The sequence below is a fragment of the Ruegeria sp. ABF4_144 genome, assembly GCF_056160045.1.
Map to the genome: position 1 here is coordinate 3667756 of NZ_JBSWWK010000001.1, position 26553 is coordinate 3694308.

Consider the following 26553-nt stretch of genomic DNA (forward strand, 5'->3'; position numbering starts at 1 on the left):
CATGACTGACGAACATAATGCCCTTGCGGTCGCGCTGTTCAGCGAGATCCTGACCGCCGACCAGCTATTGCGGAACCGGCTCAGCCGCGTTCTGCCCAAGGGTATGGAAATCTCGCATTTCTCGGTACTGAACCATCTGGTGTTCGTCGGCGATGAGCGGACCCCGGCGCAACTGGCCAGCACCTTCCACGTCACGCGCGGGGCGATGACCAACACGTTGGCCAAGCTGGAATGGGCCGGATACATCCACATCCGCCCCGACTGGGACGATGCCCGCCGCAAGATGGTCGCCATCAGTCCCGCCGGTCGCCGTGCACGCGATCAGGCGATTTCGTCCATTGCCCCGCTGATCAACCGCGTGGTTGGAGAGTTGGGGCTCGAGCGCGTCCGCAGCACGCTGCCGGTGCTGCGGGATTTGCGGTTGCAGTTGGAGGGGGAGTAACCTCCAAGTAAAACAAGTGCGTTACAGAAGCGATGTTTGACCTGCGTCAACATGGCTGATGTTGTCTGCGGCAGTTATTAATTACCGCGCACTATTGCAGCCAATAACATGTAATAGCGTGGAGATACGCGATGGATCACTGGTCTGAAATATTCCCTTTCATTTTCTTTCCCTTCAAGATCATTGTGTTAGGCGTTGGTATGTTCTTTGCCATCAAGTGGCATGTCGACCAGGACAACAAGAAGAGAAAAGAAGAAATGGACCGCAAGAATCGATCCATGGAGGTCGCTCAGTCTCAAGTGCATTAGCTTTCACAGCCTTGGGTGCAGGGCGCTGCCAACGCGATCACCCAAGGGAAAAACCGAACGGCGGATTTTGCATCCATCATTTGAAATCGGCATCCACTGCAAGATGGGTAAGTTGGCCGATCTAAACTCACCCCGGTTTCACACTCGCCGTCACATAATTCACGCTCAGATCGCGATCCGAGATCGACCAGTTCCACAGGATCGGGTTGAACACGAATCCCTTGCGGTCCACTGGCTCCAGTCCGGCCTGACGCAGCAGGTCGAACAGCTCGTCGGGGGTGATAAACTTGTTCCATTCATGCGTGCCGCGGGGTAGCCACCGCATGACGACCTCGGCCCCGAAGATCGCCATCGCATAGGATTTCGGGTTGCGATTGATGGTCGAACAAATCTCCAGCCCGCCGGGTTTCAGCAGCTGCTGCGTAGCGGTCAGGTACGACAGTGGGTCGGCCACATGTTCGACCACTTCCATGTTCAGCACTACGTCGAATTGTTCGCCCGCTGCAGCCATGCCTTCGGCGGTGGTGTGGCGATAATCGATCTCCAACCCCGATTGCTCGGCATGGATGCGGGCGACGGGCAGGTTGCCCTCTGCCGCGTCGGCCCCGACCACCGTGGCGCCAAGGCGGGCCATCGGTTCACTCAGCAACCCGCCACCGCAGCCGATATCCAGCAGGCGCAGGCCTTCGAACGGGCGCGGGGCCTTGAGATCACGGTCGAATTCGCCCGCAATCTGTTGTGTGATATAATCCAGACGGCACGGATTCAGCATGTGCAGGGGCTTGAATTTCCCATGAGGGTCCCACCACTCGGCCGCCATCGCTTCAAATTTTGCGATCTCGGAAGGGTCCACCGTGTTCGGATGCGCTTGCATTCCTGTCTCCGTATGCTCTTTTACGTTTAAGGACTATATAGGGCCATAATGGACAAGTACCCGGACCAAAAGCGCGCAGTTCAATATCTGTACCCGCCGATCGATCCTTTCGATCAGCGCATGGTCGATGTGGGCGATGGGCATCGTATTTACATGGAACAATGCGGCAATCCCAACGGCACGCCGGTGGTGATCCTGCATGGCGGCCCAGGTGGTGGTTGCAGCCCGGCGATGCGGCGGTATTTCGACCCCTCCGTCTATCGGGTGATTCTTTTCGATCAGCGCGGCTGTGGCCGGTCACGGCCGCATGCCTCGGTGACTGACAATACGACGTGGCATCTGGTCGCTGATATCGAACGGCTGCGGACCCTGCTGGATATCGACGACTGGACGGTGTTTGGCGGCAGTTGGGGCGCGACCCTGGCGCTGGTTTATGCGCAAACCCATCCCGACCGAGTCAACCGTCTGGTGTTGCGCGGCGTGTTTCTGGCCACGCAGGCCGAGCTGGATTGGTTCTATGGCGGCGGCGCGGGTAAATTCTGGCCCGAGCAATGGGCCAAGTTTACGGCATTGTTGACCGAAGAAGAACTGTCAGACCCCATTGGCGCCTATAACAAGCGCCTGTTCTCGGGGGACCGTGCAACGGAAATCCTGTATGCGCGGGCGTGGTCGGCGTGGGAAAACGCGCTGGCCTCGATTCACACAAACGGAATGACGGGGGAAAGCCCCGGCGAATATGCGCGCGCGTTTGCACGACTTGAGAACCACTATTTCATCAACGGCGCTTTCCTTGAGAAAGACGGGCAGATTCTGGATCAGATGGACAAGATCTCCCATATCCCCGGCCATATCGTGCAGGGACGCTATGACATGATCTGCCCTCCGCAGGCCGCGTGGAACCTGGCTGAACGCTGGTCCAATGCCGAGTTGAAAATGGTGCGCAACGCAGGTCACGCCCTCTCAGAGCCCGGTATCAGTGCCGAACTGGTCAGGATCATGGACCGCGTGGCCGAGGGGGTGGCATGACCCGGATTGACCGCCGTGCTTTGTTTGCTTCGGGTGCTGCTGCTGCGTTGCTTGCGGCCACCGGCGCCTCTTTGGCGGATACGCCAAAGGCTGGTGGTACGCTGCGCCTTGCGGTGCCACGCGATGACAGCCTTGAACAGGTGGCCCGTGGGGCCGTGTTCGATACCCTGACCGAGATCGCGCCCGACGGCACCTTGCGCGGTGAGTTGGCAACTGGTTGGCAGACCGATACCGACGCGCGCGTCTGGCGTTTTGACCTGCGCAGCGACGTGGCGTTCCACGATGGCGCGGCTTTGGACGTGGCCGACGTGGTCTCGGTGCTGCGCGAGGTCGGACGGCCCGAGGCGCTGACGGCCGACTCGGTGCAGTTGGAACTGGCCGAGGCCAACCCGGGCCTGCCTTTCCTGTTGGCCGACAGCCGATTTGTCATCACGCGCGAAGGTCAGGGCGTGACGCCTCTGCATGCGGCCAATGGCACGGGGTGTTACCGTGTGGAACGGGCCGAGGATGATCGCCATTTTCTGGGCCGCAAGGTTGCCGGGCATTACAAGGGCGGCACCGCCGGATGGGCTGACACGTTCGAGATTATTGTCATTCCCGATGCTCGCGTGCGGGCGGAGGCCTTGCGGGATGGATATGTGGATGTGGCGACCCTGCCTGAGCGCGATGACCTCAAGGGCCAGCGCGGCCTGCGGTATCACCCCAGCGAATCGGATATGGCGCTGGCCGTGGCCTCGCATGTAGGTATGCCGCGCCAGATCGGGGCAAAGCGCGCGCTGGACGACGGGCGCATTGCCGAACGGTGGTGGCGGGCGTAAATCCGTTCACGAATCCCGCCGGGGGTTGCAGTTTAGGAAAAGCCTGCGTATATGCAGTTTCAACAGCGGCGCGTTGGACTTTCGGTTCAAGGCTCCACCGGAAAATTCGACGGGCCGCGCGCCCGTTTTTTTGTGCCCGCTCGAAGGGTAGAGTGCCAGATGACAAACGACCTTATTGCCAAAGCTGCCATCGACCGGCGACTGGCCGAGATCATCACCCCCGTGATCGAGGATCTGGGGTACGAACTCGTCCGCATCCGTTTGATGAGCGGCAAGCAGACCACGCTGCAGATCATGGCCGACAAACCCGATGGTGGCATCGAAGTGGATGACTGCGCCGAGATTTCCAACGCGGTCAGCGCCACGCTGGATGTCGAGGACCCGATCCTCGACGCCTACACGCTGGAAGTGTCCAGCCCAGGTATCGACCGCCCTCTGACCCGTCTCAAAGATTTTGAGAATTTCGAAGGGTATGAGGCCAAGATCGAGACAGCTGAACTGATCGACGGCCGCCGCCGCTTCAAGGGTGAGCTGGCCGGGATCGAAGGGGATGAGGTTCTGATCAACATTCCCGAAGGGTCTGAGACGATCACCATTGGTCTGCAATTCGACTGGCTGAGCGATGCCAAGCTGGTCCTGACCGATGATCTGATCAAAGAAATGCTGCGCCAGCGCAAGGATGCCGGTGCCCTGAACGAAAACGCTTTCGACGAGATTGAGACCGAAGGGTCCGAAGAGGAGACGAACTGATGGCAATCACCTCAGCCAACCAGCTGGAGCTGCTGCAGACCGCCGAGGCCGTGGCCCGCGAAAAGATGATCGACCCCGGTCTGGTTGTAGAAGCGATGGAGGAATCGCTCGCCCGTGCCGCCAAGAGCCGCTACGGCGCCGAGATGGACATCCGCGTCAGCATCGACCGCAAAACCGGCAAAGCGACCTTCACGCGCGTTCGTACCGTTGTCGAAGATGACGAGCTGGAAAACTACCAGGCCGAGATGACCGTCGAGCAGGCGCGCCAGTACATGGAATCGCCTGAGGTAGGTGACGTCTTCGTTGAAGAAGTGCCGCCGGTTGAGATGGGTCGGATCGCGGCGCAATCCGCCAAGCAGGTCATTTTGCAAAAAGTCCGTGAAGCGGAACGTGACCGTCAGTACGAAGAATTCAAGGATCGCGCAGGCACCATCATTAACGGTGCTGTTAAACGCGAAGAGTTTGGCAATGTCATCGTCGATCTGGGCGGTGCCGAGGCCGTTCTGCGCCGTAACGATAAGATCGGTCGCGAAAGCTATCGCCCGAATGATCGTGTGCGCGCCTATATCAAAGAAGTTCGCCGCGAGGTTCGTGGCCACCAGATATTCCTGTCGCGCACCGCGCCGGAATTCATGGCCGAGCTGTTCAAAATGGAAGTTCCGGAAATCTATGACGGCATCATCGAGGTTAAAGCTGTGGCCCGTGATCCCGGTTCGCGCGCCAAGATCGCTGTGATTTCGTATGATGGCTCGATCGACCCCGTCGGTGCCTGCGTGGGTATGCGCGGCAGCCGTGTACAGGCCGTTGTGAACGAACTACAGGGCGAAAAGATCGACATCATCCCGTGGAACGAAGACCAGCCGACCTTCCTGGTGAACGCGCTGCAGCCCGCCGAAGTTTCCAAGGTGGTTCTGGACGAAGAAGCCGGCAAAATCGAAGTTGTTGTTCCCGAGGAGCAGTTGAGCCTTGCCATCGGCCGCCGTGGTCAGAACGTGCGTCTAGCCAGCCAGCTGACTGGTCTAGACATCGACATCATGACCGAAGCCGAAGAATCGGCGCGCCGTCAGAAAGAATTCGAAGCCCGCACCAAACTGTTCATGGACAGCCTGGATCTGGACGAGTTCTTTGCGCAGCTGCTGGTTTCGGAAGGCTTCACCAACCTCGAAGAGGTTGCCTATGTCGAGCTTGACGAACTACTGGTGATCGACGGTGTCGACGAAGGCACCGCGCAAGAGCTGCAGACCCGTGCTCGTGAATTCCTGGAGGCACAGGCCAAAGCGGCGCTGGATAGCGCCCGCAGCTTGGGCGCTGAAGACAGCCTTATTGAATTCGAAGGCCTGACACCCCAGATGGTAGAAGCTCTGGCAAAGGATGACGTGAAAACGCTGGAAGACTTTGCCACTTGCGCCGACTGGGAGCTGGCGGGTGGCTGGACCACGGTAGATGGTGAGCGTATCAAGGATGACGGTGTGCTTGAGCCTTTCGGCGTTTCGCTGGAAGAAGCACAGGATCTGGTCATGACCGCGCGCATCATGCTGGGCTGGGTCGATCCGGCCGAGTTGGAACAAGCCGAAGAAGACAGCGAAGTTGCTGAAGAGGAGGCCGAGGCCTGATCTCAGGGCCTCGGGGTGGCGCACATGGGTCGCGGTGGCGTCCAAAAAGATCGGTCTGAGGGACCTGAGCGCAAGTGCATCGCCACGGGCGAGGTGCAGCCGAAATTCGGGCTGATCCGCTTTGTGACGGGACCAGACGGTCAGGTCTATCCGGATGTTGCGGCAAAACTGCCGGGACGCGGGGTCTATGTGGCTGCGGACCGCGCCGCGCTGGACAAGGCCGTGGGCAAAAAGCTGTTCGCCCGCGGGTTCAAGGCACAGGTGAGCGTGCCGAAGGACCTGACCGATGAGGTCGAAAAGCAGGTTGCGCGTCGCGTGGTTGAACTTCTCAGCCTGGCGCGCAAGTCCGGTGACGCGGTCGCCGGGTACGAAAAGGTCAAGACGTGGCTGGACCGGGAAGAGGCCCAGGTACTGATTCAGGCCTCTGATGGATCGGGGCGCGGCAAGTCGAAACTGAGCACGCCGCACTTCGGAAAATACATCGGATGGCTCACTGCGGACGAGTTGGGACAGGCATTTGGGCGCCAAACGGTGATTCATGCGGCCTTGGCCTCTGGTGGACTCGCCAAACGTGTTGTAGAGGAAGCGCAGCGCCTGCGTGGCTTGCGCGAAACGGATGACGGCGGCAGGGGCCGCGCGGAAGGGTAAGAAGCTTTATGAGCGATAATGACGGCAAAAAGACATTGGGTCTTCGTGGCGGGGCACGCCCCGGAAATGTGAAACAGAGTTTCAGCCACGGACGTACCAAGAATGTCGTGGTGGAAACCAAACGCAAGCGCGTGGTGGTTCCCAAGCCGGGCGCCGGCAAGCCGGGTGGCGGAGCAACGCCCTCGGGTGATCCGTCGCGTCGCCCTGCCGGGATTTCCGACGCGGAAATGGCCCGCCGGATGAAGGCATTGCAGGCCGCCAAAGCGCGCGAGGCCGAAGAGGCCGCCGCCCGTGAGGCCGCCGAAAAGGCGCGTGAAGAAGAACGCGCCCGTCGCCGTGCCGAGCAGGAAGCCAAAGAACGCGAACAGCGTGAGGCGGAAGAACGTGCAAAGGCCAAGGCAGAAGAGGAAGAGCGCAAGCGCAAAGAGGCAGAAGAAGCCGCCAAACGCGCTGCCGCCGCCCCGGCCCCCGAAGAACCCAAAGCCGCCCGTGCTCCGGCCAGCAAGCCGGCGCCTGCTGCGACACCGCGCAAGCAGGATCGCGAACGCGAACAACGCGGTCGTGGTAAAGGTCGTGATGACAACCGTCGTTCCGGCAAGCTGACACTGGGTCAGGCCACCGGTGGCGAAGGCAACCGCCAACGCTCGATGGCGTCGATGAAGCGCAAGCAGGAGCGTGCGCGTCAAAAAGCCATGGGCGGCCCGGTCGAACGGGAAAAGGTGATCCGCGACGTACAGCTGCCCGAGGCGATCATGGTCTCGGAGCTGGCCAACCGTATGGCCGAGCGCGTAGCTGACGTTGTCAAATCGCTGATGCAGATGGGTATGATGGTCACGCAGAACCAGACCATCGACGCAGACACCGCCGAGCTGATCATCGAGGAATTTGGCCACAAGGTCACCCGCGTCTCTGATTCGGATGTTGAAGACGTCATCAAAGAGGTCGAGGACAGCGCAGACGATCTGCAGCCGCGTCCGCCGGTCATTACCATTATGGGTCACGTTGACCACGGTAAGACCTCGCTGCTGGATGCGATCCGTGACGCGCGTGTTGTGGCTGGAGAGGCCGGTGGCATTACCCAGCATATTGGCGCCTATCAGGTGAAAACCGATGGCGGCACCACGCTGACCTTCCTGGATACACCGGGCCACGCGGCCTTTACCTCGATGCGTTCGCGCGGGGCTCAGGTCACGGATATCGTGGTTCTGGTTGTCGCGGCTGACGACGCGGTGATGCCGCAGACGATCGAGGCGATCAACCACGCTAAAGCGGCCGGAGTGCCGATGATCGTTGCGATCAACAAAGTCGACAAGCCGGATGCAAACCCGGACAAGGTCCGCACCGACTTGCTGCAGCACGAAGTCATCGTCGAGAAAATGTCGGGTGAGGTTCAGGACGTCGAAGTGTCCGCTATCACCGGTCAGGGTCTGGACGAACTGCTGGAAGCCATCGCGCTGCAAGCGGAAATTCTGGAACTGAAAGCCAACCCCGACCGCGCCGCCCAAGGTGCTGTGATCGAAGCTCAGCTGGACGTAGGCCGCGGTCCCGTTGCCACCGTTCTGGTTCAGAACGGTACGCTGCATCAGGGCGACATCTTCGTTGTGGGTGAGCAGTACGGTAAAGTCCGTGCGCTGATCAACGACAAGGGCGAACGCGTCAAGGAAGCTGGTCCCTCGGTTCCGGTCGAGGTTCTGGGGCTCAATGGTACGCCCGAGGCCGGTGACGTTCTGAACGTGACCGAGACCGAAGCGCAGGCCCGTGAAATCGCGGAATATCGCGAACAAGCCGCCAAGGATAAACGCGCCGCCGCTGGTGCCGCAACGACCCTTGAGCAGCTGATGCAAAAGGCCAAAGAAGACGAAAACGTCACCGAGCTGCCGATTCTGATGAAAGCGGACGTACAAGGTTCGGCTGAAGCCATCGTTCAGGCCATGGAAAAGATCGGCAACGACGAAGTGCGCGTGCGCGTTCTGCATTCGGGCGTTGGTGCGATCACCGAGACGGATGTCGGTCTGGCCGAAGCGTCCGGTGCTCCGATCTTCGGGTTCAACGTCCGTGCCAACGCATCGGCCCGGAACACTGCGAACCAGAAGGGTGTCGAGATCCGCTACTACTCGGTGATCTATGACCTCGTGGATGACGTGAAAGCCGCCGCATCCGGCCTGCTGAGCGCCGAGATCCGCGAGAAGTTCATCGGTTACGCTGAAATCCGCGAAGTCTTCAAGGTCACCGGCGTTGGCAAGGTTGCTGGCTGTCTGGTCACCGAGGGCGTTGCTCGCCGCTCGGCCGGCGTTCGCCTGCTGCGCGACAACGTGGTGATCCACGAAGGCACGCTGAAGACGCTGAAGCGCTTCAAGGACGAAGTGGCCGAGGTCCAGTCGGGTCAAGAATGCGGTATGGCGTTCGAAAACTACGACGATATCCGCGCAGGCGACGTGATCGAAATCTTCGAGCGCGAAGAGGTCACCCGTACGCTGGACTGATCTGGTTCAGAATAGAATTTGAAGACAGCGGCTCCATGGGGCCGCTGTTTTTCTTTGTGGGAGGTCGCGAGCGAAGGGCAGTGTCTGCAAGGTTTGTGGAGTCAGTGAGCGCGGCGCACGAAACGGTCTTGTCGCAAACACCAAGTTAATCGGACTAAATGTCGACTGTGCGGACTAAGCAGCCGCTTCGAGGGCTGCAATGTATGGCAGCTATGCGCGAGCAACGGGCAAAATACGATTGGTCTGGGAATGTGGTTTGGGCTTTTACATCCGCTTTCCAACTTCCTTGAAAGCGCTCGCTCTCCAGCGTTCAGTTTCTCAAAAAGCCTCTCAAGCGATCCTGCAAATAAACTGAAAAACGCTCACAGCTGTTGTTTTGCAGTTGGCAGCGAGTGATTACGCCCTCAAACGAAATAGCCCTTTGGCGATCTGCGTATCACTTTGCCTGAAAAATAGGCGTTTTTCGGAAGGCGTTGGGTGATCCCGACCATAGCACTTGAATCCGCGCGCATGTCAGTCACACTTCTTGCATGAGCGACTATTTTGACGAGATGTTTAGTGCTGATGGATCTCTCCGAGGTTCCTACGAAGAAATCGGACGCTGGTTCAATGCAGAAGATGCGTCAAGGCTGAGAGCCAAACAGCGCGAAGCTGAAGAAGTTTTCAGACTGACCGGGATCACCTTCAACGTTTACGGCAAAGCAGAGGCGGAAGAACGGTTGATCCCGTTTGATATTGTTCCAAGGGTCATATCCGGGCGGGAATGGCAGCGGCTGGAGCGTGGTATCGAACAGCGGGTCAGAGCGATCAATGCCTTTCTCCACGACATTTACCATCGTCAGGAAATAGTACGTGCCGGGCGTGTTCCCGCCGAGATGATCGCTGGCAACGAAGCGTTCCTGCCGCAGATGCTTGGCGTTGCGCCGCCCGGTCAGGTTTACACGCATATTGTCGGTATCGATCTGGTGCGCACCGGGCCGGATGAGTTCTATGTTCTGGAGGACAATGCCCGCACGCCATCAGGCGTCAGCTATATGCTCGAAAACCGGGAAACCATGTTGAAGATGTTCCCCGAACTCTTCAGTGCCAACAATGTACGGAATGTCTCTGACTATCCTAAAAACCTGCGACGATCACTTGCTGCTTGTGCGCCTAGCTGCGCTGAAGGAGAGCCAACCGTCGCCGTGTTGACGCCCGGTATCTACAACTCGGCCTATTATGAGCATGCGTTCCTCGCGGATCAGATGGCTGTGGAATTGGTCGAAGGACATGACCTGCGGGTTGTTGATGGTCGGGTCTGCATGCGCACAACGCGCGGGTACAAACCGATCGATGTTCTTTACCGGCGGGTTGATGATGATTTTCTGGACCCTCTGAACTTCAACCCGGACAGCACTTTGGGGGTGCCGGGCATTATGGACGTATACCGCGCCGGGGGCATCACCATTGCCAATGCACCCGGCACCGGGATTGCCGATGACAAGGCGATTTATTCCTACATGCCTGAAATTGTTGAATTCTATACAGGTGAAAAGCCACTTCTCCAAAACGTCCCGACATGGCGATGTAGCGACCCGGAGTCTTTGGACTATGTGCTGGACAATCTGTCCGAGCTTGTCGTGAAAGAGGTACATGGCTCTGGCGGTTATGGGATGCTGATCGGACCAACGGCCAGCAAGAAAGAGATCGCGACCTTCCGAGACAAGCTCAAATCGCGGCCCTCGAACTACATCGCACAGCCGACGCTGTCTTTATCGACAGTTCCGATTTTTGCGCGATCGGGATTGGCACCCAGACATGTCGACCTGCGGCCTTTTGTTTTGGTTTCGCCTGAAGGTGTGAAAATCACCCCGGGGGGGCTGACCCGCGTCGCTCTTAAGAAAGGGTCACTGGTTGTGAATTCCAGCCAGGGCGGCGGGACAAAAGACACCTGGGTTCTGGAGGACTGACATGCTGGGAAAAACGGCTGGTGGGTTGTTCTGGATGTCCCGATATCTGGAGCGCGCGGAAAACACAGCGAGGTTGTTGGAAACCGGGCAACGCATGGCATTGACCCGAACCCAAAACTCGGTCGAGGAATGGGGCTCGGTGCTGAAGACAGCGGGCGTTCTGAGTGGATATTCTGCTAAGTATGAAAATATCACCAAAGAAAACGCCGTGGATTGGATGCTGAGGGATGGTGAAAACCCCTCATCCATAAAATCGGTCATCAAACAGGCCCGAGATAACGCGCGTCTTGTTCGAACGGCGTTGACCCATGACGTCTGGAGCGCGGTAAACAGCACGTGGATGCAGGTGGATGCTGCCATGAAGCGTCGCGTGAACGAACGAGACTTGCCGGGTACGCTTGAGCTGATCCGTCAGCAAGCGGCCCTCGTGCGTGGTGCGATCCTTGGCACCATGCTGCGAAACGACATGTTCGATTTTATGCGCATCGGAAATTTCATCGAACGTGCTGACAATACCGGGCGCATTCTGGACGTTAAGTATTATGTCTTGCTGCCCACTGCGTTTTCGGTCGGGTCGTCGCTGGACAATATCCAGTGGGAGAGCATCCTGCGCTCAGTCGGGGCCGGTGGCGGATACCGGATGACGCACGGGCAAAAAACAACACCTTCGGATATCGCTCAGTTTCTGATCCTGGATCAGCGCATGCCCCGCAGTCTTCACTTCTGTTGTAGGAAAATTCAGGAGAACCTGTCCTATCTCAAGAAAGACTACGGATTTGCGGGCCCATCGTGCGAAGCATCCAACCTGCTTTCCGATAAGTACCTTGGTCGACAGATATCAGATATTTTCGACTATGGGCTGCACGAATACATCGAGGATTTTCTCAATGATCTTGGTGAGCTAAGCCGCCAGATCGAAGTCGACTACCGGTTCTATGAGTAGCCTATGAAACTGCACATCAAACATGAAACCCGATACGACTTCGACGCGCCGGTTCCTTTCGGTCTTCAGCAGTTGAGGAAGACGCCCAAGTCTTTTCGCAACCAGCGCATTGAAAGCTGGGCGACTGAGGTTGTTGGTGGTCGCAAGGAACTGAGCTATGAGGACTATCATCGCAACACGGTGGAGTTGATCAGCTTTAACGTGAACACCCAAAGCGTTTCTTTGATATCAGAAGGGGTGGTCGAAGTTGAAGACACGCACGGTGTTTTGGGGCGTCATGAGGGCTCGACCCCGCTTTGGCTTTTTGAACGCAGCACGGAACAGACGAAGCCGGGAAAAGGTGTCAACGAACTGGTCCGGTCCTTGCCTGACGGTGAACCGCTGGACCAAATGCATGCCTTGTCCGAAGCAATCCGAGACTGCGTAACATATGAGATCGGAAGCTCGCACCCCGATTGGAGCGCAGAAGACGCTATCGAGGCAGGCAGCGGCGTGTGTCAGGATCACGCCCATATCTTCATCACTTGCGCCCGCAAGATCGGCCTACCGGCGCGCTATGTCTCGGGCTATCTGATGATGAATGAAACCGAATTGCAGGACGCAACCCACGCTTGGGCCGAGGTGCATCTGGAGGGGCTCGGTTGGGTCGGTTTTGACGTCTCGAACGGGATTTCCCCTGATGATCGCTACGTTCGTGTCGCAACCGGTCTGGACTATACGCAGGCTGCCCCGGTAATAGGAAGCCGAATAGGGACAGCGGGCGAGCAATTGACGGTACAGTTGCAGGTCGCACAGCAATAACGGAGAAGACAATGACCTATGCTGTGGGCATGCGGTTGAACCGCGGGCTTGTTTTCATGTCCGACACACGCACAAACGCTGGCGTAGACAATGTCTCGACCTTCAACAAGATGTTCAACTGGACGGTAGAAGGGGAGCGATCCATCACCTTGCTGACGGCCGGAAACTTGGCGACGACCCAGGCAACGATCAGCTTGCTCGAAGAACGTACCAAAGTACCGGAAGAGCGCACTCCATCCATCCTCGAAGCGCCCACGATGTTTCAAGTTGCACAACTGGTGGCGGAAACGCTGAACAGCGTGATTGAACAGCACGCGAAAGCCGGCCAACAAGCCGACAGCGCCTTTCATGCCACGATGGTTTTGGGTGGACAGATCAAAGGCGGACCGTCGCGCCTTTTCCTGATCTATCCGGAAGGCAACTTCATCGAAGCCGGAGATGAAACCCCGTTCTTTCAGATCGGAGAGACAAAATACGGTCGTCCAATCCTTGTCCGCGCCTATGATCCCGAGATGAGCTTTCCCGAGACCGTGAAACTTTTGCTCGTTAGCTTCGATTCCACGATCAAAGCCAATTTGTCCGTCGGCGCCCCGCTGGATCTGCTGCTGTATAACGAAGACAGTTTCGAGGCTGGCAAACGCTCGCGGTTCGAGGCGGATGACGACTACTTCCGAACTGTTTCAGAAGGTTGGGGCGACGCGCTAAAATCTGCTTTGTCTAAACTTCCGGAGTATACCGACGTCGGCGAACAAGACCTTTGAATGCCGTTGAGTTGCGCCGGGTATTTGTAAGCAATTCAATTACTTCGCTGTTTCGATGGGCAGCATCGCCGCAACGGCCAATAAACTTGTATGGCGGAAAGTGGTCGTCCGAATAACGCAACCAAGTCCGCTTTTACCCGAAAGCAGTCCTGGGTGAAAAACGTAGCAAGAAGCATTTTTAGGCGCGAACCGGACGTTCCTTGCTTTGCCTTGAAATGTACGGTTTGTAGTGGTCACGCTGGTTTGGGACGCGAGACCAAATCTATCTGACCTCCAAAACCTCTGACTACCGCGGTGCAGGCACAAACGTCCCCGGATGCATGATGATATCGAAGTGTTGCATCCCTTTTTGCAGGTCGAAACTGACCGAATGCCCGGCTTTGCGCAGCAGTTCGGCATAGTCCCGGCTTTGGCGGATGAACTCGGGTGTGTCGCGTTCGGCAACTGTCACGCGATAGCGCGGGCCGGGGGCGGGCGGGTGCAGGATGGGGGAAAGATCATGGACTTCGACCGGGGTCAGTTGCAGCGGATCATTAACTGGGGTCAGGCTGATCGGCTCCAGATCATAGACACCGCTGATCAGAATCACGTCACGCACCCGCAACCCGGCGCGGGCCAGTGCATCGGCTGACGTGGCCATGACCATGCTTGCCAGATGGGCACCGGCGCTGTGGCCGGACAGGGTAACGCGTGAAGGATCAAAGCCCAGATCTGGCGCGTTTGCCGCCAGCCACAGCAAAGCGTCACGGCATTCCTCGATCATATCGCCAATCCGCGCGTCGGGGGCCAATGTGTAGTTCAGGGTCGCGAGGGACTGTTCGGCCTGAACCAGTGCCGGGGCCATCATCGCCGATTCGCGTTGGCTCAGCGCTTGCCAATAACCGCCGTGAATAAAGACATGCAGTGGCGCGCCAGCGCCCTTCGCGGGAAAGAAATCCAGAACCTGATCCCGACCTTCACCGTAAGAAAGGTTCCCGATCACTTCCATCTGCGCCCGATACTGCGCACTGAGCGCGGCATAGCTTTCGACATAGGGGGTCAGGTCACCGCCGATCATCGACCGGGGCGAATACTCCTGATCCAGCTCCTCCTGCGTGAATCCCCGGTACAGCATCGCTTACTCCTGCTCGGTATACATCAGTTCGGTGCGCAAATCGTAGAGATCATGGAAAAAGCGTAAATCCAAGGCCTTACGCAGAAAGGACACGCCGCTCGACCCTCCGGTGCCGGGTTGATTGCCGATCACCCGTTCGACCGCCGTGACGTGATCGAAGCGCCAGCGCTGAAACAATGATTCTACATCCATCAGCTTTTCCGCCAGTGCGTAGAGGTCCCAATACCTGTCCGTGTCGCGATAAACCTGCGCCCAGATTTTCACCACACGCGCGTCACCGGAATAGGGCTCCGCAAAGTCCCGCTCCAGCAGGTCCTGAGGCACGTCGAACCCCTGACGCGCCAGCATAAATAGAACTTCATCGTACAAAGACGGCTTGGTCAGCGCGGCGTTCAACATCTCCATGACCTCTGGATCATGTTCATGCACTTTCAGGGTCGAGGCATCCTTGTTGCCCAGAATGAACTCGATCTGACGATAGCCATAGCTTTGAAACCCTGAAGAGCTCCCCAATGCCTGCCGGAAGGTCATGTAGTCCGCAGGTGTCATGGTCAGCAGGGTTTCCCACGCCGCAATCAACTGACGCTGGATCGCCTTCACCCGGTCGAGGTTTTTCATCGCCGGGCCGAACGCATCCTGTTGCAGAAAGCCGCGCACTTCGACCAATTGGTGATGCATCAGTTTAAGCCATAGCTCGCTGACCTGATGAATGATGATGAACAGCATCTCATCGGGTTGGGCGGGGTCCTGAAAGGTCTTTTGCAGGTTGAGCAGGGTCTTGAGCTGAAGGAAATCGCCATAGCTCTTGCGATGGGTCTGTGCGAAATCGGTGACCAGCGAGTCCTCGATCCCACGTTCCAGATACCTGTCATTGTCGCCCATGTGCTCCTCCAAACGCGCGGGTTCTTTCCTGTTTAGGATCAAAACCCGCGCGGTGCCAGAGCGTTAGGTCCAGTCGAGCACCACCTTGCCGGACCGGCCTGATTTCATCGCGGCAAAGCCTTCGGCGAAATCGTCGACTTTCATCTGGTGCGTGATCACCCGGCTGACATCCAGACCGTTCTGTAACATGGCGATCATCTTGTACCAGGTCTCGAACATTTCACGTCCATATACGCCCTTGATGGTGATGGCCTTGAACACGATGCGGGACCAATCGACCGGGGATTTTCCCGGCGGAATGCCCAGCAGGGCAATCTTGCCGCCCATCACCAGTGCCTCGACCATCTGGTCCAGCGCGATTTGTGAGCCGGACATTTCCAGGCCAACGTCGAAGCCTTCCTTCATGCCAAGCTCGGTGATGACGTCCTGAAGGTCTTCCTTGGAGACGTCGACAGTGCGTACCGTCGGCACCACATGTTCAGCCAGTTTCAGACGATCTGGGTTGATATCCGTGATCACCACATGCCGTGCGCCTGCATGGCGCGCGACGGCCGCAGCCATGATTCCGATGGGCCCCGCACCGGTGATCAGAACATCTTCGCCCAGCAGATCGAAGCTGAGTGCGGTGTGTACGGCGTTGCCCAGCGGATCGAGGATGGCGCCGATCTCATCCGGGACGTCATCGGGCAAGGGAACGACGTTGAACGCAGGCAGTTTCAGATATTGCGCAAACGCCCCCTGTTCGTTCACGCCAATCCCGCGCGTGCCGGGGTCCAGATGGAACTTGCCTGCGCGGCTCTGACGGCTGTCGGTGGTGATCAGATGGCCTTCGCCGGAACAGCGCTGACCAATCTCAAGACCAGTTACGTTGCGCCCGGTCTCGACGATCTCACCGGCGAACTCATGCCCGGTGATCATCGGAATCGGCACCGTCGCGGCGGCCCATTCATCCCAGTTCCAGATATGAATATCCGTGCCGCAGATGCCGGTCGTATTGATCTTGATCAGCACTTCCTCGGGGCCAATTTCTGGCACCGGGGCCTGTACCATCCAAAGACCCTCTTCAGGCTTGGATTTCTCAAGTGCTTTCATGGTGTTTGCTCGCATGAGTTTACTCCCACAAATCGGTGGACAGGTATTTCAGACCGCTGTCGCACATCACAATTGCAACGCAGCCGCCTTTTTCCGGTCCGCGTAACAGGTCTATGGCCGCAGCCAGGTTGGCCCCTGCTGAGAAGCCAGCGAAAATCCCCTCGGTCCGGGCCAGCAATCGGGCACCGTTCCGTGCTGCGTCGCCTGAAACCGAAAGATGCCCGGCTAGGGTCGCCCCGTTCAGGTGAACAAGATCGCCCATGGAATAGCCACCGCCCTGGATCGGGTGATCCGGGTTGCTGACGGGTTCTCCGGCGATAGCCCGAGCGCCTTCGGGTTCGACCGCATAGCAGTGCACGCCCAGCGGGGTCAGGTATTCTGCCGCCCCGGCCAGAGTGCCGCCGGACCCTGCAAAATCGCAAAACGCTGTCACAGACCCGCCGGATTGCTCCCATATTTCAGGCCCTGTGCCAGTGGCATGGGCTTTGGGGTTGCCCGAATGACCGAATTGGTCGGCACGAAACGCATTGCGTTCGGTGGTGATGCGCTGCGCGGCTTCGTCCACCAATGCCAGATCGGCCCCGGACACTTCGCCGGGTTTGCTGCCTTCGGCTTGCGGAACGATCACGACCTCGGCCCCCAGCGCGCGCATCATGCGCGCTCGCTCGACCGAGTTTCCGGCGCTCATGACCGCGACGAAGGGATGCCCCAGAATGCCGCAGACAATCGCCAGACCCGTGCCCATATTGCCCGATGTCAGTTCAACGACCGTCTGCCCCGGGGACAATGTGCCATCCGCCCGCGCCAGTTCGATGATGGATTTTGCGGTCCGGTCTTTTTTTGAAAACCCCGGCAGCAGGTAATCCAGTTTGGCCAGAATCCGACCGTCCAGACCAAGATGCTGGCAAATGCGCGACAGGTCGACCAGCGGCGTATTTCCTATTGCGTCGATCACAGAGGATAGGATCACGAGATGACCCCCAGTTCTTTGCCGACCTTGCCAAAGGCGGCCAATGCACGGTCCAGTTCGTCCTTTGTTAGAGCTGCATTCATCTGTGTTCTGATCCGCGCCTGACCGCGCGGGACAACGGGGAAGAAGAAGCCGGAAACATAGACGCCTTCGTCAAACAGCCGTGATGCCATCGCTTGCGCCAGTTTCGCTTCACCCAGCATCACCGGGACAATGGGGTGTTCGCCGGGTAGCAGATCAAAACCCAACTTCTCCAGCCCCGCGCGCCAGTATTTGGCGTTGCCGAACAGTTGGGCACGCAGCATGTCGCCCTCTTCGACCAGTCGGATCGCTTCCAGACCAGCGGCAACTATCGAAGGTGGCAGCGAATTTGAAAACAGATAGGGCCGCGCCCGCTGCCGAAGCAGATCGATCACTGGCTGCGGCCCGGCGATGTAACCGCCGATTGCCCCCCCAAGTGCCTTGCCCAAGGTTCCCGTCAGAATATCCACATCGACGCCGAAGTGATCCGGCGTCCCCGCACCGTTCGGCCCCATGAAGCCGGTGGCATGACAATCATCGACCATGACAATGGCGTCATACTTGTCGGCCAGTTCGCGGATCTTCGGCAGATTGGCCAGATAGCCGTCCATCGAGAACACACCGTCAGTGGCGATCATGATGTGCCGCGCGCCGTCCTCGCGCGCCTGTTTCAGCCAGGCTTCGAGGTCGCTCATGTCGTTATTCATATAGCGATAGCGTTTGGCCTTGCACAGCCGCACACCGTCGATAATCGAGGCGTGGTTCAGACTGTCCGAGATGATGGCATCTTCAGGCCCTAACAAAGGCTCAAACAGTCCGCCATTGGCGTCGAAACAGGCGGCAAACAGGATCGCGTCGTCCTTGTTCAGGAACTTGGCCAGCTTCTGCTCCAACTCGCGGTGAATGTCCTGCGTGCCGCAGATGAACCGGACCGAAGCCATACCGAAGCCCTTGGGCTCCATCGCGCCTTTGGCGGCGTCGATCAGCGCCGGGTGATCGGCCAGACCCAAATAGTTGTTGGCGCACAGGTTGATCACCTGCTTGTCGCCCACTGTAATCTCACCGCCCTGAGGCGAGGTGATCATTCGTTCGCGTTTATACAGACCTTCGGATTCGATCTGCGCAAGGGTGTCCGTGATATGGGACAGGAATGCATCTGCCATGGCGGTCTCCGTTTATGTGAGTCGCGTGTCTAACATAACGGATGTAATTCCCAAATGGGGGAATTACAATATAAAAGATAAAAATCCGCAAAAACGGATATTTTGATGTCAGGCGTTCTTAACGATCAGGAACACGCGTGCCGGACCGTCGGCTACAATCGAATGTGCCACATCCGCCGCATAGCGGGCCGTATCGCCCTGTTTCAGATCACGGGATGCGCTGCCCGACGTTACGCGGACCGCGCCTTCCAACACTGTCAGTTGTTCCCTGGCACCGCGCGCATGAGGTTGGCTGGTGAGGGTGCCATTATTGTCGAAGCTGATATCATAGACCTCATGCCCACCGGCCTCTTCGGGCGGAGACAGGATACGGATACGGCAGTTCTGACCCATATTGTCGATGCTGGGCACTTCGGCTTTGCGCAGAACTTCGATCTGATCTGCGGTATTGGCGTCCTCCAGCAGGCCCGCGAAATCAACCTGCAACGCGCGGGTCAGGTTCCAAAGGGTCGAGATGGTGGGGCTGCTTTCCCCGCGTTCGATCTGGCTGACCATCGAGCGGGACACGCCGCTGAGGTTGGCCACGGCTTCAAGCGACAGGCCCTTGGCCCGGCGCGCCTCTTTCAGGCGGGCGGGCAGGCGTGTCAGGATATCGTCAGTTTTGTCCGTCATGACGGAATTTCATGCGCCTTGCAGGGGAGGATGTCAATTCCAACCGTGACGGGACGTCCCATGGGACAGACCCATGCTGCAGGTGCATACTGCCTCCGAATCCCGGAGGAGACTGACATGACCGATATCGTATTGCTGGACGGTGCCCGCACCGCAATTGGAACCTTTGGCGGCGCGCTGGCGTCGACCGCGCCCATCGACCTGGCGACAGTTGCCACCGAAGCCGCGTTGGAGCGGTCGGGGGTTGAGGGCGCTCAGATCGGGCATGTGGTGTTCGGGCATGTCATCAATACCGAGCCGCGCGACATGTATCTGTCGCGTGTTGCCGCCATGCAGGCCGGCATCCCGAACGGAACACCTGCGATGAATGTGAACCGGCTGTGCGGATCGGGCGCGCAGGCAATTGTCTCGGCGGTGCAGTCCCTGATGCTGGGCGATGCTGAATTCGCTGTGGCGGGTGGCGCCGAGAGCATGTCGCGTAGCCCCTATATTGTGCCGCAGGCGCGGTGGGGTGCAAAGATGGGCGATGTGTCCTCGTTGGATATGATGCTGGGGGCGCTGAATTGTCCCTTCGGCACTGGCCATATGGGTGTGACCGCTGAGAATGTCGCAGACGAGCACCAGATCAGCCGCGAGCAGATGGACGCGTTTGCGATGACCAGCCAGACCCGTGCGGCAGCGGCGATTGAGGCGGGCTATTTCGACAGCCAGATCACGCCGGTGCAGGTCAAGGTCAAGCGGGACATGGTGGACTTCAAGGTCGACGAGCATCCCAAAGCCTCTACCGCCGAAGCTCTGGCCGGGTTGCGGCCGGTGTTCAAGAAAGACGGTCGTGTAACGGCGGGCAATGCCTCGGGTATCAATGATGGTGCGGCGGCGATGGTTCTGGCCACGGCAGAGGCGGCCGAGAAAGCCGGGTTGAAGCCCAAAGCACGCATTCTGGGCTATGCCCATGCAGGTGTCCGCCCCGAGGTGATGGGGATCGGCCCCGTTCCAGCAGTACGGAACCTAATGGATAAAACTGGCCTGTCAGTTGGCGACTTCGATGTGATCGAAAGTAACGAGGCGTTTGCGGCGCAGGCTCTGGCGGTGAATCAGGAGCTTGGGTTGGATGCGGCGAAGGTGAACCCGAATGGCGGCGCAATTGCGTTGGGTCATCCGGTGGGGGCGACCGGCGCTATCATCACACTGAAAGCGCTGTATGAACTGGAGCGCACTGGTGGGTCCAAAGGGTTGGTGACCATGTGCATCGGTGGCGGACAGGGAATTGCCATCGCGATCGAGCGGGTCTGAGCCGGGACCGGGCAGGGGGGCTGTCTGCCCCCATCGCGTAGGGCGCGATTCCCCCTGTGGATATTTTGGCCAGATGAAGCGGGCGGCGTGTTTTTAGCTGAGCGCGTTGAGCAGCAGAACCAGCGCGACACCTGCGATTGCGCCGATACCGGCGGGCAAGGCTGCGGATAACAGAGGTGATTTCTGCTGCTCGTCCTTCTGGGTCTGGGCAATCAGTGCGTTTTCAACCAGCGCAGGCAGGCGTGGGCCAAACCGGGCAAGTACCATTGCAGTCTTGCCAAAATCACGCAAGGCTGCGCGCGGACCGATGGATTGTTTGATGTAACCTTCGACCACGGGGCGCGCGACTTCCCAGATATTCATATGCGGGTCCAGCGACCGAGCGACGCCCTCGACCACGACCATTGTCCGCTGCAGCAGGATCAACTCGGTCCGGGTTTCCATGCCGAAGCGTTCGGTAACTTCGAACAGATAGTTCAGCAACCGGCCCATCGAAATATTCGAGGCGTCCATACCGAAAATAGGCTCGCCCACAGCACGCAGCGCGCGGGCGAACTCGTCAACGTCCTGATTGGCAGGGACATAGCCGGCCTCGAAATGCACCTCGGCCACGCGTTTGTAGTCGCGTCGGATGAAGCCGAAGAGGATCTCGGCATAGACCCGGCGAGTGTATTCGTCGATATGACCCATGATGCCGTAGTCATAGGCGATGATGTCACCATTGGCGGCGACCTTCAGGTTGCCCTGATGCATGTCTGCATGGAAATAGCCGTCGCGCAGCGCGTGCTGCAGGAACAGACGCAGGACCCGTTCGGCCAGATCGCGGCGGTTGTGCCCGGCGGCATCAAGCGCGTCGTTTTCGCCCAGCGGAATACCGTCAGCCCAGCTGAGTGTCATCACCCGCCGCGCCGACAGGGACCACACCACGGGGGGAAGCCAGAAACCGGCGTCATCCTTGGTGTTGGCGGCGTATTCCGATGCGGCAGCGCTTTCCAGTCTTAGGTCCAGCTCGCCTCGTACCACGCCGTCGAAATGTTCGATCACTTCCATCGGGCGCAGGCGGCGTGCGCCAGGGGCGAACAATTGAACGATACGGGCGGCGAAATAGAATGCGTCCACGTCTTTGCGGAACGCGCGTTCGATGCCGGGGCGCAGGACCTTGACGGCGACGTCCTCACCGGTGCTGTTCAGCTTAGCCTTGTGGACCTGCGCGATCGAGGCTGCGGCGATGGGTTCGCTGAATTCGGAAAAGATATCATCCACCGGCTGACCCAGTTCCTTGGCGACTTCGGCCATGGCTTCGGCGCGGGAAAACGGCGGCAGCTTGTCCTGCAACACGCGCAACTGGGCGGCCAGTTCATTGCCCACAACGTCGGGGCGGGTCGAGAGTACCTGACCGAACTTGATATAAGCCGGACCCAGTGCTGTAAGAGCCCGGGTGGCGGGTGGCATTGCGGGGTCGCCTTTGTAGCCAAGCCATTGAAACGGTTTGCCAAGCGCGTGGGCCACGAAACGCAAGGCGCGCGGGGCTTCAAAAGCGTCCAGCACCACGTTCATGGCGCCCGTGCGTTCAAGCGTGGCGCCTGTGCGGATCAGGCGGATGATATTGTGAGGGCCGCGCATGAATCAGATTTTCCAGCCGGAATGCAGCGCGGCGATACCCATGCTGAGGTTGCGGTATTTGGCATTTTCGAACCCAGCGGTGCGGACCATGTTCAGGAACGTCTCCTGATCGGGGAACTTGCGGATCGACTCCACAAGATACTGATAGCTGTCGTAATCGTTTGCGATCAGCTTACCCATGCGCGGGATGACGTTGAAACTGTAGAGGTCATAAAGTTTCTGCAGCCCGTCATTCGGCAATTGGCTGAATTCCAGCACCATCAGGCGACCGCCAGGTTTCAGCACGCGGAACGCTTCGTTCAGGGCCTCTTGCGGGCGGGTCACGTTCCGGATGCCGAAGGAGATCGTGTAGACGTCAAAGGTGTTGTCTTCGAACGGCAGGGACATCGCATCGCCGACGACCCAGTTAAGGCTGCCGGACATCTGATCGGCCTCGGCGCGTTGGCGGCCTTCGACCAGCATTGGTTCGGTCAGGTCCAGCACGGTCGCGTGACCATAGCCCGCTCGCTTGAGGAAGCGGAACGAGATATCGCCAGTGCCACCCGCCACGTCCAGCAGCCGCTGACCGGGGCGCGGGGCCAACCAATCCATCATCGCGTCTTTCCAGACCCGGTGTATGCCCATCGACATGACATCGTTCATCACATCGTATTTAGAGGCGACCGAGTTGAACACGCCCTGTACGCGCCCAGCCTTGTCGGCCTCGCGCACGGTTTCAAACCCGAAATGAGTGGTCTTGTCTTTACTGTCGGACATGAAAGGGATGCCTCTGTCTGTGTTGTTCATCCTTATAGGCCTCAACGCGGGGAAGACAATCGCGCGAAAAGGTAGCAGGGGTGGCGAATTGACAGGCCCGCCACAGATTTTCCTTAGTCCAAGCCTATGACAGGATCAGGTGTTCCAATCCCACGGAGATATCCTATTGGCAGTCCTTCTCGTAGTTGTGTTGTCCTTCGTTGCGCTAATCTTGGTTTTCGGTTTGCGTATCAGAGCCGTCATACGCACGACCCAAGAGGTACGGCAGGCCAAAGGGCTGGGCGCCAAGTTGGACGCAGCCGTCGGGCATATCCCAAACGACTACCTTATTTCTTCAATCTCGCGGGCGGGCAGCGAACGTCCTGCGCAGCAATCCCTGACACGATTGACCTTTCGCGCGACACCAGGGGTCATCATCCTGACCTCAGTGTTGGCGGTTGCGTTGTTTTACATCAGCTTTGTCCAACCGGAACTGGCGCGGACAGACGAGCTGTTTCCATCGCTGGGCGCAGAGACGGTGATTATGATCAAGTTGGGCGTGATGGCATTGGTCGCCTATACGCTGATCTTTCATCTGGTCAATTCGATCTCAATCGACGGGTCCGAACTGGTGACGACGGGGCCGCTGTTCCAGCGGCGGTATTATGACCTCAAGAAACTCACCCGGATCAGCCTCAGGAATGACGGGAGGTATATTCTGCGTTTTTCGGATGGGAAGACGGCGCGGATTCTGAAATATGTAACCGGACATGATGAAATGGTGCAGGCGTTCGAAAGCGCACTTGCAGCAAACCAGGAGGATCTATGCCGGAACTTCCGGAAGTCGAAACGGTCCGACGTGGGCTGACCCCAGCGATGGAGGGCGTGGTGATCGAGCGGGCCGACGTGAACCGTCCTGATCTGCGCTGGCCTTTCCCAGACCGTATGGCCGAGCGACTGACCGGGCAGCGGGTCGACCGGCTGCGGCGGCGCTCGAAATACATACTGGCCGATCTCAGCAGTGGTGAGACCTTGCTGGTTCATCTGGGCATGTCCGGGCGGATGACGGTCTCGGGCGATCCGCTGGGACAATTCGTGCACGAACACCCGACGCCCGAAAAGCACGACCACGTGGTACTCCACATGGCAAATGGTGCGCGGGTGACATTCAACGACCCGCGCAGGTTCGGCGCGATGGACCTGCTGCCGACGGCTACTGCCGAGGCGCACAAGCTGTTGTCGGTTCTGGGGCCGGAACCTCTGGGAAATGACTTTCACGAACAGCATCTGATTGAGGCGTTCAGGGGCAAGAATACTCCGGTCAAATCGGCGCTTCTGGATCAGGGAATCGTTGCCGGATTGGGCAATATCTACGTCTGCGAGGCGCTTTATCGCGCGGGCGTGTCGCCACGTCGCAAGGCCGGGCAGATTTCTGCGGCGCGGGTTGCTGCTTTGGTTCCGATCATCCGTCAGGTATTGCAGGACGCCATAGAGGCCGGTGGCTCATCCCTGCGCGATTTCCGCCAAGCCGATGGAGAACTTGGATATTTTCAGCACAGTTTTGATGTTTACGGCCGCGAAGGCGAACCCTGCCGCACCGAGGGCTGCGATGGCATTGTCAAAAGAATCACCCAGTCCGGTCGCTCATCCTTCTACTGCGCGCAATGCCAAAGATAACTTGATCCAGCGTCCTCGCGTGATAAGGAATCGTATCTGAACGGAACAACCGGAAGCTTACATCTCATGGCTTTTGAGACGATCATCGTCGAAATCGAAGACCACGTCGCACTTATCAAGCTCGACAGACCCGATGCACTGAACGCGCTGAACTCGCAGCTCACGCAAGAGCTTAGTTCAGCGCTGGAAGATGCGGACCAGAACGACAAGGTGCGCTGCATCATCATCACCGGCTCGGACAAGGCCTTTGCGGCTGGCGCGGATATCAAAGAGATGTCCGAGATGAGCTTTGTTGACGTCTATGAGACCAATCTGTTCGGCGATTTCAATGACCGGATCTGTGCGATCCGCAAGCCGATCATCGCGGCCGTTTCGGGTTATGCTCTAGGGGGCGGGTGCGAACTGGCGATGCTTTGCGATTTCATCATTGCCGCCGACACTGCCAAGTTCGGCCAGCCCGAGATCAATCTGGGCGTCATCGCAGGGCTGGGGGGCACACAGCGCCTGACCCGTTTCGTCGGTAAGTCCAAAGCGATGGACATGAACCTGACGGGTCGTTTTATGGACGCCGAAGAGGCCGAGCGCGCTGGGCTTGTCAGCCGGGTTGTTCCGGCAAAGAAGCTGATGGAAGAGGCGATCGGCGCGGCCCACAAGATCGCCGAGAAATCGCAGTTGAGCACGATGGCCGCCAAAGAGGCCGTCAACCGCAGCTATGAAGTCACGCTGAGCGAAGGGCTGTTGTTCGAACGCCGCGTCTTTCATTCCATGTTCGCGACCGAAGACCAGAAAGAAGGCATGGCCGCGTTCCAGGAAAAACGCGCCGCCCAGTTCCGCGACAAGTAAAGCGCGGACATTGGATCGGAACAGGCGGGCTCGGCCCGCCTTTTTCATATCTGCCATGCGCAGTGAAAGAATCGACTTGGCAAAGTGCACAATCTTGGATAGCTAGTGCCGCTATACATGCGCGTGCGGCCCGCTTGGCCCGACTCACACCCGTGAATCTGATCCGGTGCGGATAATCCGTGACGCGTAACCGAATATAACCGTACCGAACGAAGGTCAGATACACATGGCAAATTCGCCCCAGGCAAAAAAACGCGCGCGTCAGAACGACAAGCGCTTTGCAATCAACAAAGCCCGCCGCTCGCGCATCCGCACCTATCTGCGCAAAGTCGAAGAAGCGATCGCATCCGGCGACAAGGACGCAGCAACCGCAGCCCTGCGTGCCGCTCAGCCAGAGCTGATGCGCGGCGTCAACAAAGGCGTCTTCCACAAGAACACCGCGTCGCGCAAGATGTCGCGTCTGTCCGCCCGGGTCAAAGCGCTGGGCTAATCCCGCGAGTTGACCTAAGGTCAACAATTCACAATTGAATTGTTCTTAAAAGCGTCACAATTCGTGGCGCTTTTTTTGTGCTGTTGCCGGAAAGCCGCTTCTTCACGAAGTCGAGAGATTCTTTCGGCCAAAGACCCGAGTCAATATCAGAGTTTCGTTGCCGTACGCCTTGGCCTCTTGTTACCACTAAGTCAGCGATTCACTCGCTTGGGGGGACAGGCTGTTTCATTGATCAAACTGACGGGCATCAGAATGGTCGTGAAACGAATGTTGGCAAACGGACTCTGCCCGTTTGTTGATCTGCAAAAGGTCTTTGGGTCACCGAAGATCTGAGCCCTGTCTAAAAAATATGTTTGCGATGCGCGACCCGGCTTGCGGGGCGCCCTGTCTATGGGTGTCCACGTGGCAGGCTGTGCTGAGTTATTTGGGGACAACCTCGCCAGATCCACGTGATTTGGCGTGTGGGTATCCTGTTGCGAGTGAAAAGCAAGAATAACCGGGTAACCGGACGTGGGTAATAAGGCCGACAGGCCAATAAAGAATGGGATGCGTGAGGCGCTTG

25 protein-coding genes are annotated in these 26553 nt (G+C 58.4%); 16 read left to right on the forward strand and 9 right to left on the reverse strand.

Going from position 1 to position 26553, the window contains the following annotated elements:
• Window position 1: 1 nt before the first annotated feature.
• Window positions 2-442, forward strand: coding sequence for a MarR family winged helix-turn-helix transcriptional regulator (locus tag ACXAGD_RS18290; RefSeq protein WP_475212401.1), 441 nt, complete (start codon window positions 2-4; stop codon window positions 440-442).
• 435 nt (window positions 443-877) lie between these two features.
• On the opposite strand, the gene ubiG is transcribed toward ACXAGD_RS18290, so the two are convergent.
• Window positions 878-1624 carry a bifunctional 2-polyprenyl-6-hydroxyphenol methylase/3-demethylubiquinol 3-O-methyltransferase UbiG gene (ubiG, locus tag ACXAGD_RS18295; protein ID WP_475212403.1) on the reverse strand — a complete coding sequence of 249 codons (747 nt, stop codon included), beginning with the start codon at window positions 1622-1624 and terminating at the stop codon, window positions 878-880.
• 48 nt (window positions 1625-1672) lie between these two features.
• On the opposite strand from ubiG, the gene pip reads away from it, so the two are divergent.
• The 10 genes from pip to ACXAGD_RS18345 all read left to right on the forward strand — a co-directional run bounded on the left by pip (window position 1673) and on the right by ACXAGD_RS18345 (window position 13416).
• On the forward strand, window positions 1673-2650 hold the full coding sequence (pip, locus tag ACXAGD_RS18300; RefSeq protein ID WP_475212405.1) for a prolyl aminopeptidase: 978 nt from the start codon (window positions 1673-1675) through the stop codon (window positions 2648-2650).
• Entirely contained in the window at window positions 2647-3468 is an 822-nt protein-coding gene (locus tag ACXAGD_RS18305; protein WP_475212407.1) for an ABC transporter substrate-binding protein, read from the forward strand. The genes pip and ACXAGD_RS18305 overlap by 4 nt, the downstream gene beginning before the upstream one ends.
• Window positions 3469-3627: 159 nt before the next feature.
• A complete protein-coding gene (gene rimP, locus ACXAGD_RS18310; protein ID WP_170463029.1) occupies window positions 3628-4218 on the forward strand; it encodes a ribosome maturation factor RimP in 591 nt (196 codons plus the stop codon).
• Window positions 4218-5831: a transcription termination factor NusA gene (gene nusA / locus ACXAGD_RS18315; RefSeq protein WP_475212410.1), complete on the forward strand. Its 1614-nt coding sequence runs from the start codon at window positions 4218-4220 to the stop codon at window positions 5829-5831. The genes rimP and nusA overlap by 1 nt, the downstream gene beginning before the upstream one ends.
• A gap of 24 nt (window positions 5832-5855) precedes the next feature.
• On the forward strand, window positions 5856-6479 hold the full coding sequence (locus tag ACXAGD_RS18320) for an RNA-binding protein (protein WP_475212412.1): 624 nt from the start codon (window positions 5856-5858) through the stop codon (window positions 6477-6479).
• Between the two features lie 8 nt (window positions 6480-6487).
• Entirely contained in the window at window positions 6488-8962 is a 2475-nt protein-coding gene (gene infB, locus ACXAGD_RS18325) for a translation initiation factor IF-2 (RefSeq protein ID WP_475212414.1), read from the forward strand.
• A gap of 530 nt (window positions 8963-9492) precedes the next feature.
• Complete coding sequence (locus ACXAGD_RS18330) at window positions 9493-10911, forward strand: circularly permuted type 2 ATP-grasp protein (protein ID WP_475212416.1); 1419 nt, start codon at window positions 9493-9495, stop codon at window positions 10909-10911.
• Between the two features lies 1 nt (window position 10912).
• Window positions 10913-11854, forward strand: coding sequence for an alpha-E domain-containing protein (locus ACXAGD_RS18335; RefSeq protein ID WP_475212418.1), 942 nt, complete (start codon window positions 10913-10915; stop codon window positions 11852-11854).
• Window positions 11855-11857: 3 nt separating this feature from the next.
• The gene (locus ACXAGD_RS18340; RefSeq protein WP_475212420.1) at window positions 11858-12655 is read left to right on the forward strand and encodes a transglutaminase family protein; all 798 of its coding nucleotides are present in this window, start codon (window positions 11858-11860) and stop codon (window positions 12653-12655) included.
• Window positions 12656-12666: 11 nt separating this feature from the next.
• The gene (locus ACXAGD_RS18345; RefSeq protein ID WP_475212422.1) at window positions 12667-13416 is read left to right on the forward strand and encodes a proteasome-type protease; all 750 of its coding nucleotides are present in this window, start codon (window positions 12667-12669) and stop codon (window positions 13414-13416) included.
• 286 nt (window positions 13417-13702) lie between these two features.
• Here ACXAGD_RS18345 and ACXAGD_RS18350 read toward each other — a convergent pair whose 3' ends face one another.
• The 6 genes from ACXAGD_RS18350 to ACXAGD_RS18375 form a co-directional block, all read right to left on the reverse strand.
• Window positions 13703-14530, reverse strand: a complete 828-nt coding sequence (locus ACXAGD_RS18350) for an alpha/beta hydrolase (protein ID WP_475212424.1) — start codon at window positions 14528-14530, stop codon at window positions 13703-13705.
• A 3-nt stretch (window positions 14531-14533) separates the two neighbouring features.
• The gene (locus ACXAGD_RS18355; RefSeq protein ID WP_475212426.1) at window positions 14534-15412 is read right to left on the reverse strand and encodes a tryptophan 2,3-dioxygenase; all 879 of its coding nucleotides are present in this window, start codon (window positions 15410-15412) and stop codon (window positions 14534-14536) included.
• Window positions 15413-15475: 63 nt separating this feature from the next.
• Complete coding sequence (gene tdh, locus ACXAGD_RS18360) at window positions 15476-16504, reverse strand: L-threonine 3-dehydrogenase (protein WP_475212654.1); 1029 nt, start codon at window positions 16502-16504, stop codon at window positions 15476-15478.
• 19 nt (window positions 16505-16523) lie between these two features.
• Window positions 16524-17474: a PLP-dependent cysteine synthase family protein gene (locus ACXAGD_RS18365; protein WP_475212428.1), complete on the reverse strand. Its 951-nt coding sequence runs from the start codon at window positions 17472-17474 to the stop codon at window positions 16524-16526.
• Window positions 17471-18658 (reverse strand): glycine C-acetyltransferase, encoded by a 1188-nt coding sequence (locus ACXAGD_RS18370; RefSeq protein ID WP_475212430.1) that lies wholly within the window; start codon window positions 18656-18658, stop codon window positions 17471-17473. Before ACXAGD_RS18370 ends, ACXAGD_RS18365 begins: the two co-directional genes overlap by 4 nt.
• Window positions 18659-18766: 108 nt before the next feature.
• Window positions 18767-19330 carry a helix-turn-helix domain-containing protein gene (locus ACXAGD_RS18375; RefSeq protein ID WP_475212432.1) on the reverse strand — a complete coding sequence of 188 codons (564 nt, stop codon included), beginning with the start codon at window positions 19328-19330 and terminating at the stop codon, window positions 18767-18769.
• A gap of 117 nt (window positions 19331-19447) precedes the next feature.
• Between ACXAGD_RS18375 and ACXAGD_RS18380 the strand changes: the two genes are divergently transcribed.
• Window positions 19448-20623, forward strand: a complete 1176-nt coding sequence (locus tag ACXAGD_RS18380) for an acetyl-CoA C-acyltransferase family protein (RefSeq protein ID WP_475212434.1) — start codon at window positions 19448-19450, stop codon at window positions 20621-20623.
• A gap of 93 nt (window positions 20624-20716) precedes the next feature.
• Here the strand turns inward: ACXAGD_RS18380 and ubiB are convergent, their stop codons facing one another.
• Together ubiB and ubiE are read right to left on the reverse strand one after the other, a co-directional pair.
• Window positions 20717-22246, reverse strand: a complete 1530-nt coding sequence (gene ubiB, locus ACXAGD_RS18385) for a 2-polyprenylphenol 6-hydroxylase (RefSeq protein ID WP_475212437.1) — start codon at window positions 22244-22246, stop codon at window positions 20717-20719.
• A gap of 3 nt (window positions 22247-22249) precedes the next feature.
• Window positions 22250-23002 (reverse strand): bifunctional demethylmenaquinone methyltransferase/2-methoxy-6-polyprenyl-1,4-benzoquinol methylase UbiE, encoded by a 753-nt coding sequence (gene ubiE / locus ACXAGD_RS18390; protein ID WP_475212439.1) that lies wholly within the window; start codon window positions 23000-23002, stop codon window positions 22250-22252.
• A 166-nt stretch (window positions 23003-23168) separates the two neighbouring features.
• On the opposite strand from ubiE, the gene ACXAGD_RS18395 reads away from it, so the two are divergent.
• From ACXAGD_RS18395 to rpsT, 4 genes are all read left to right on the forward strand, one after another.
• Window positions 23169-23849: a hypothetical protein gene (locus tag ACXAGD_RS18395; RefSeq protein WP_475212441.1), complete on the forward strand. Its 681-nt coding sequence runs from the start codon at window positions 23169-23171 to the stop codon at window positions 23847-23849.
• The gene (gene mutM, locus ACXAGD_RS18400; RefSeq protein WP_475212443.1) at window positions 23807-24658 is read left to right on the forward strand and encodes a bifunctional DNA-formamidopyrimidine glycosylase/DNA-(apurinic or apyrimidinic site) lyase; all 852 of its coding nucleotides are present in this window, start codon (window positions 23807-23809) and stop codon (window positions 24656-24658) included. The genes ACXAGD_RS18395 and mutM overlap by 43 nt, the downstream gene beginning before the upstream one ends.
• A gap of 66 nt (window positions 24659-24724) precedes the next feature.
• Window positions 24725-25501 carry an enoyl-CoA hydratase gene (locus tag ACXAGD_RS18405; RefSeq protein ID WP_475212445.1) on the forward strand — a complete coding sequence of 259 codons (777 nt, stop codon included), beginning with the start codon at window positions 24725-24727 and terminating at the stop codon, window positions 25499-25501.
• A gap of 226 nt (window positions 25502-25727) precedes the next feature.
• On the forward strand, window positions 25728-25991 hold the full coding sequence (gene rpsT, locus ACXAGD_RS18410; RefSeq protein ID WP_475212447.1) for a 30S ribosomal protein S20: 264 nt from the start codon (window positions 25728-25730) through the stop codon (window positions 25989-25991).
• Window positions 25992-26553: the final 562 nt, after the last annotated feature.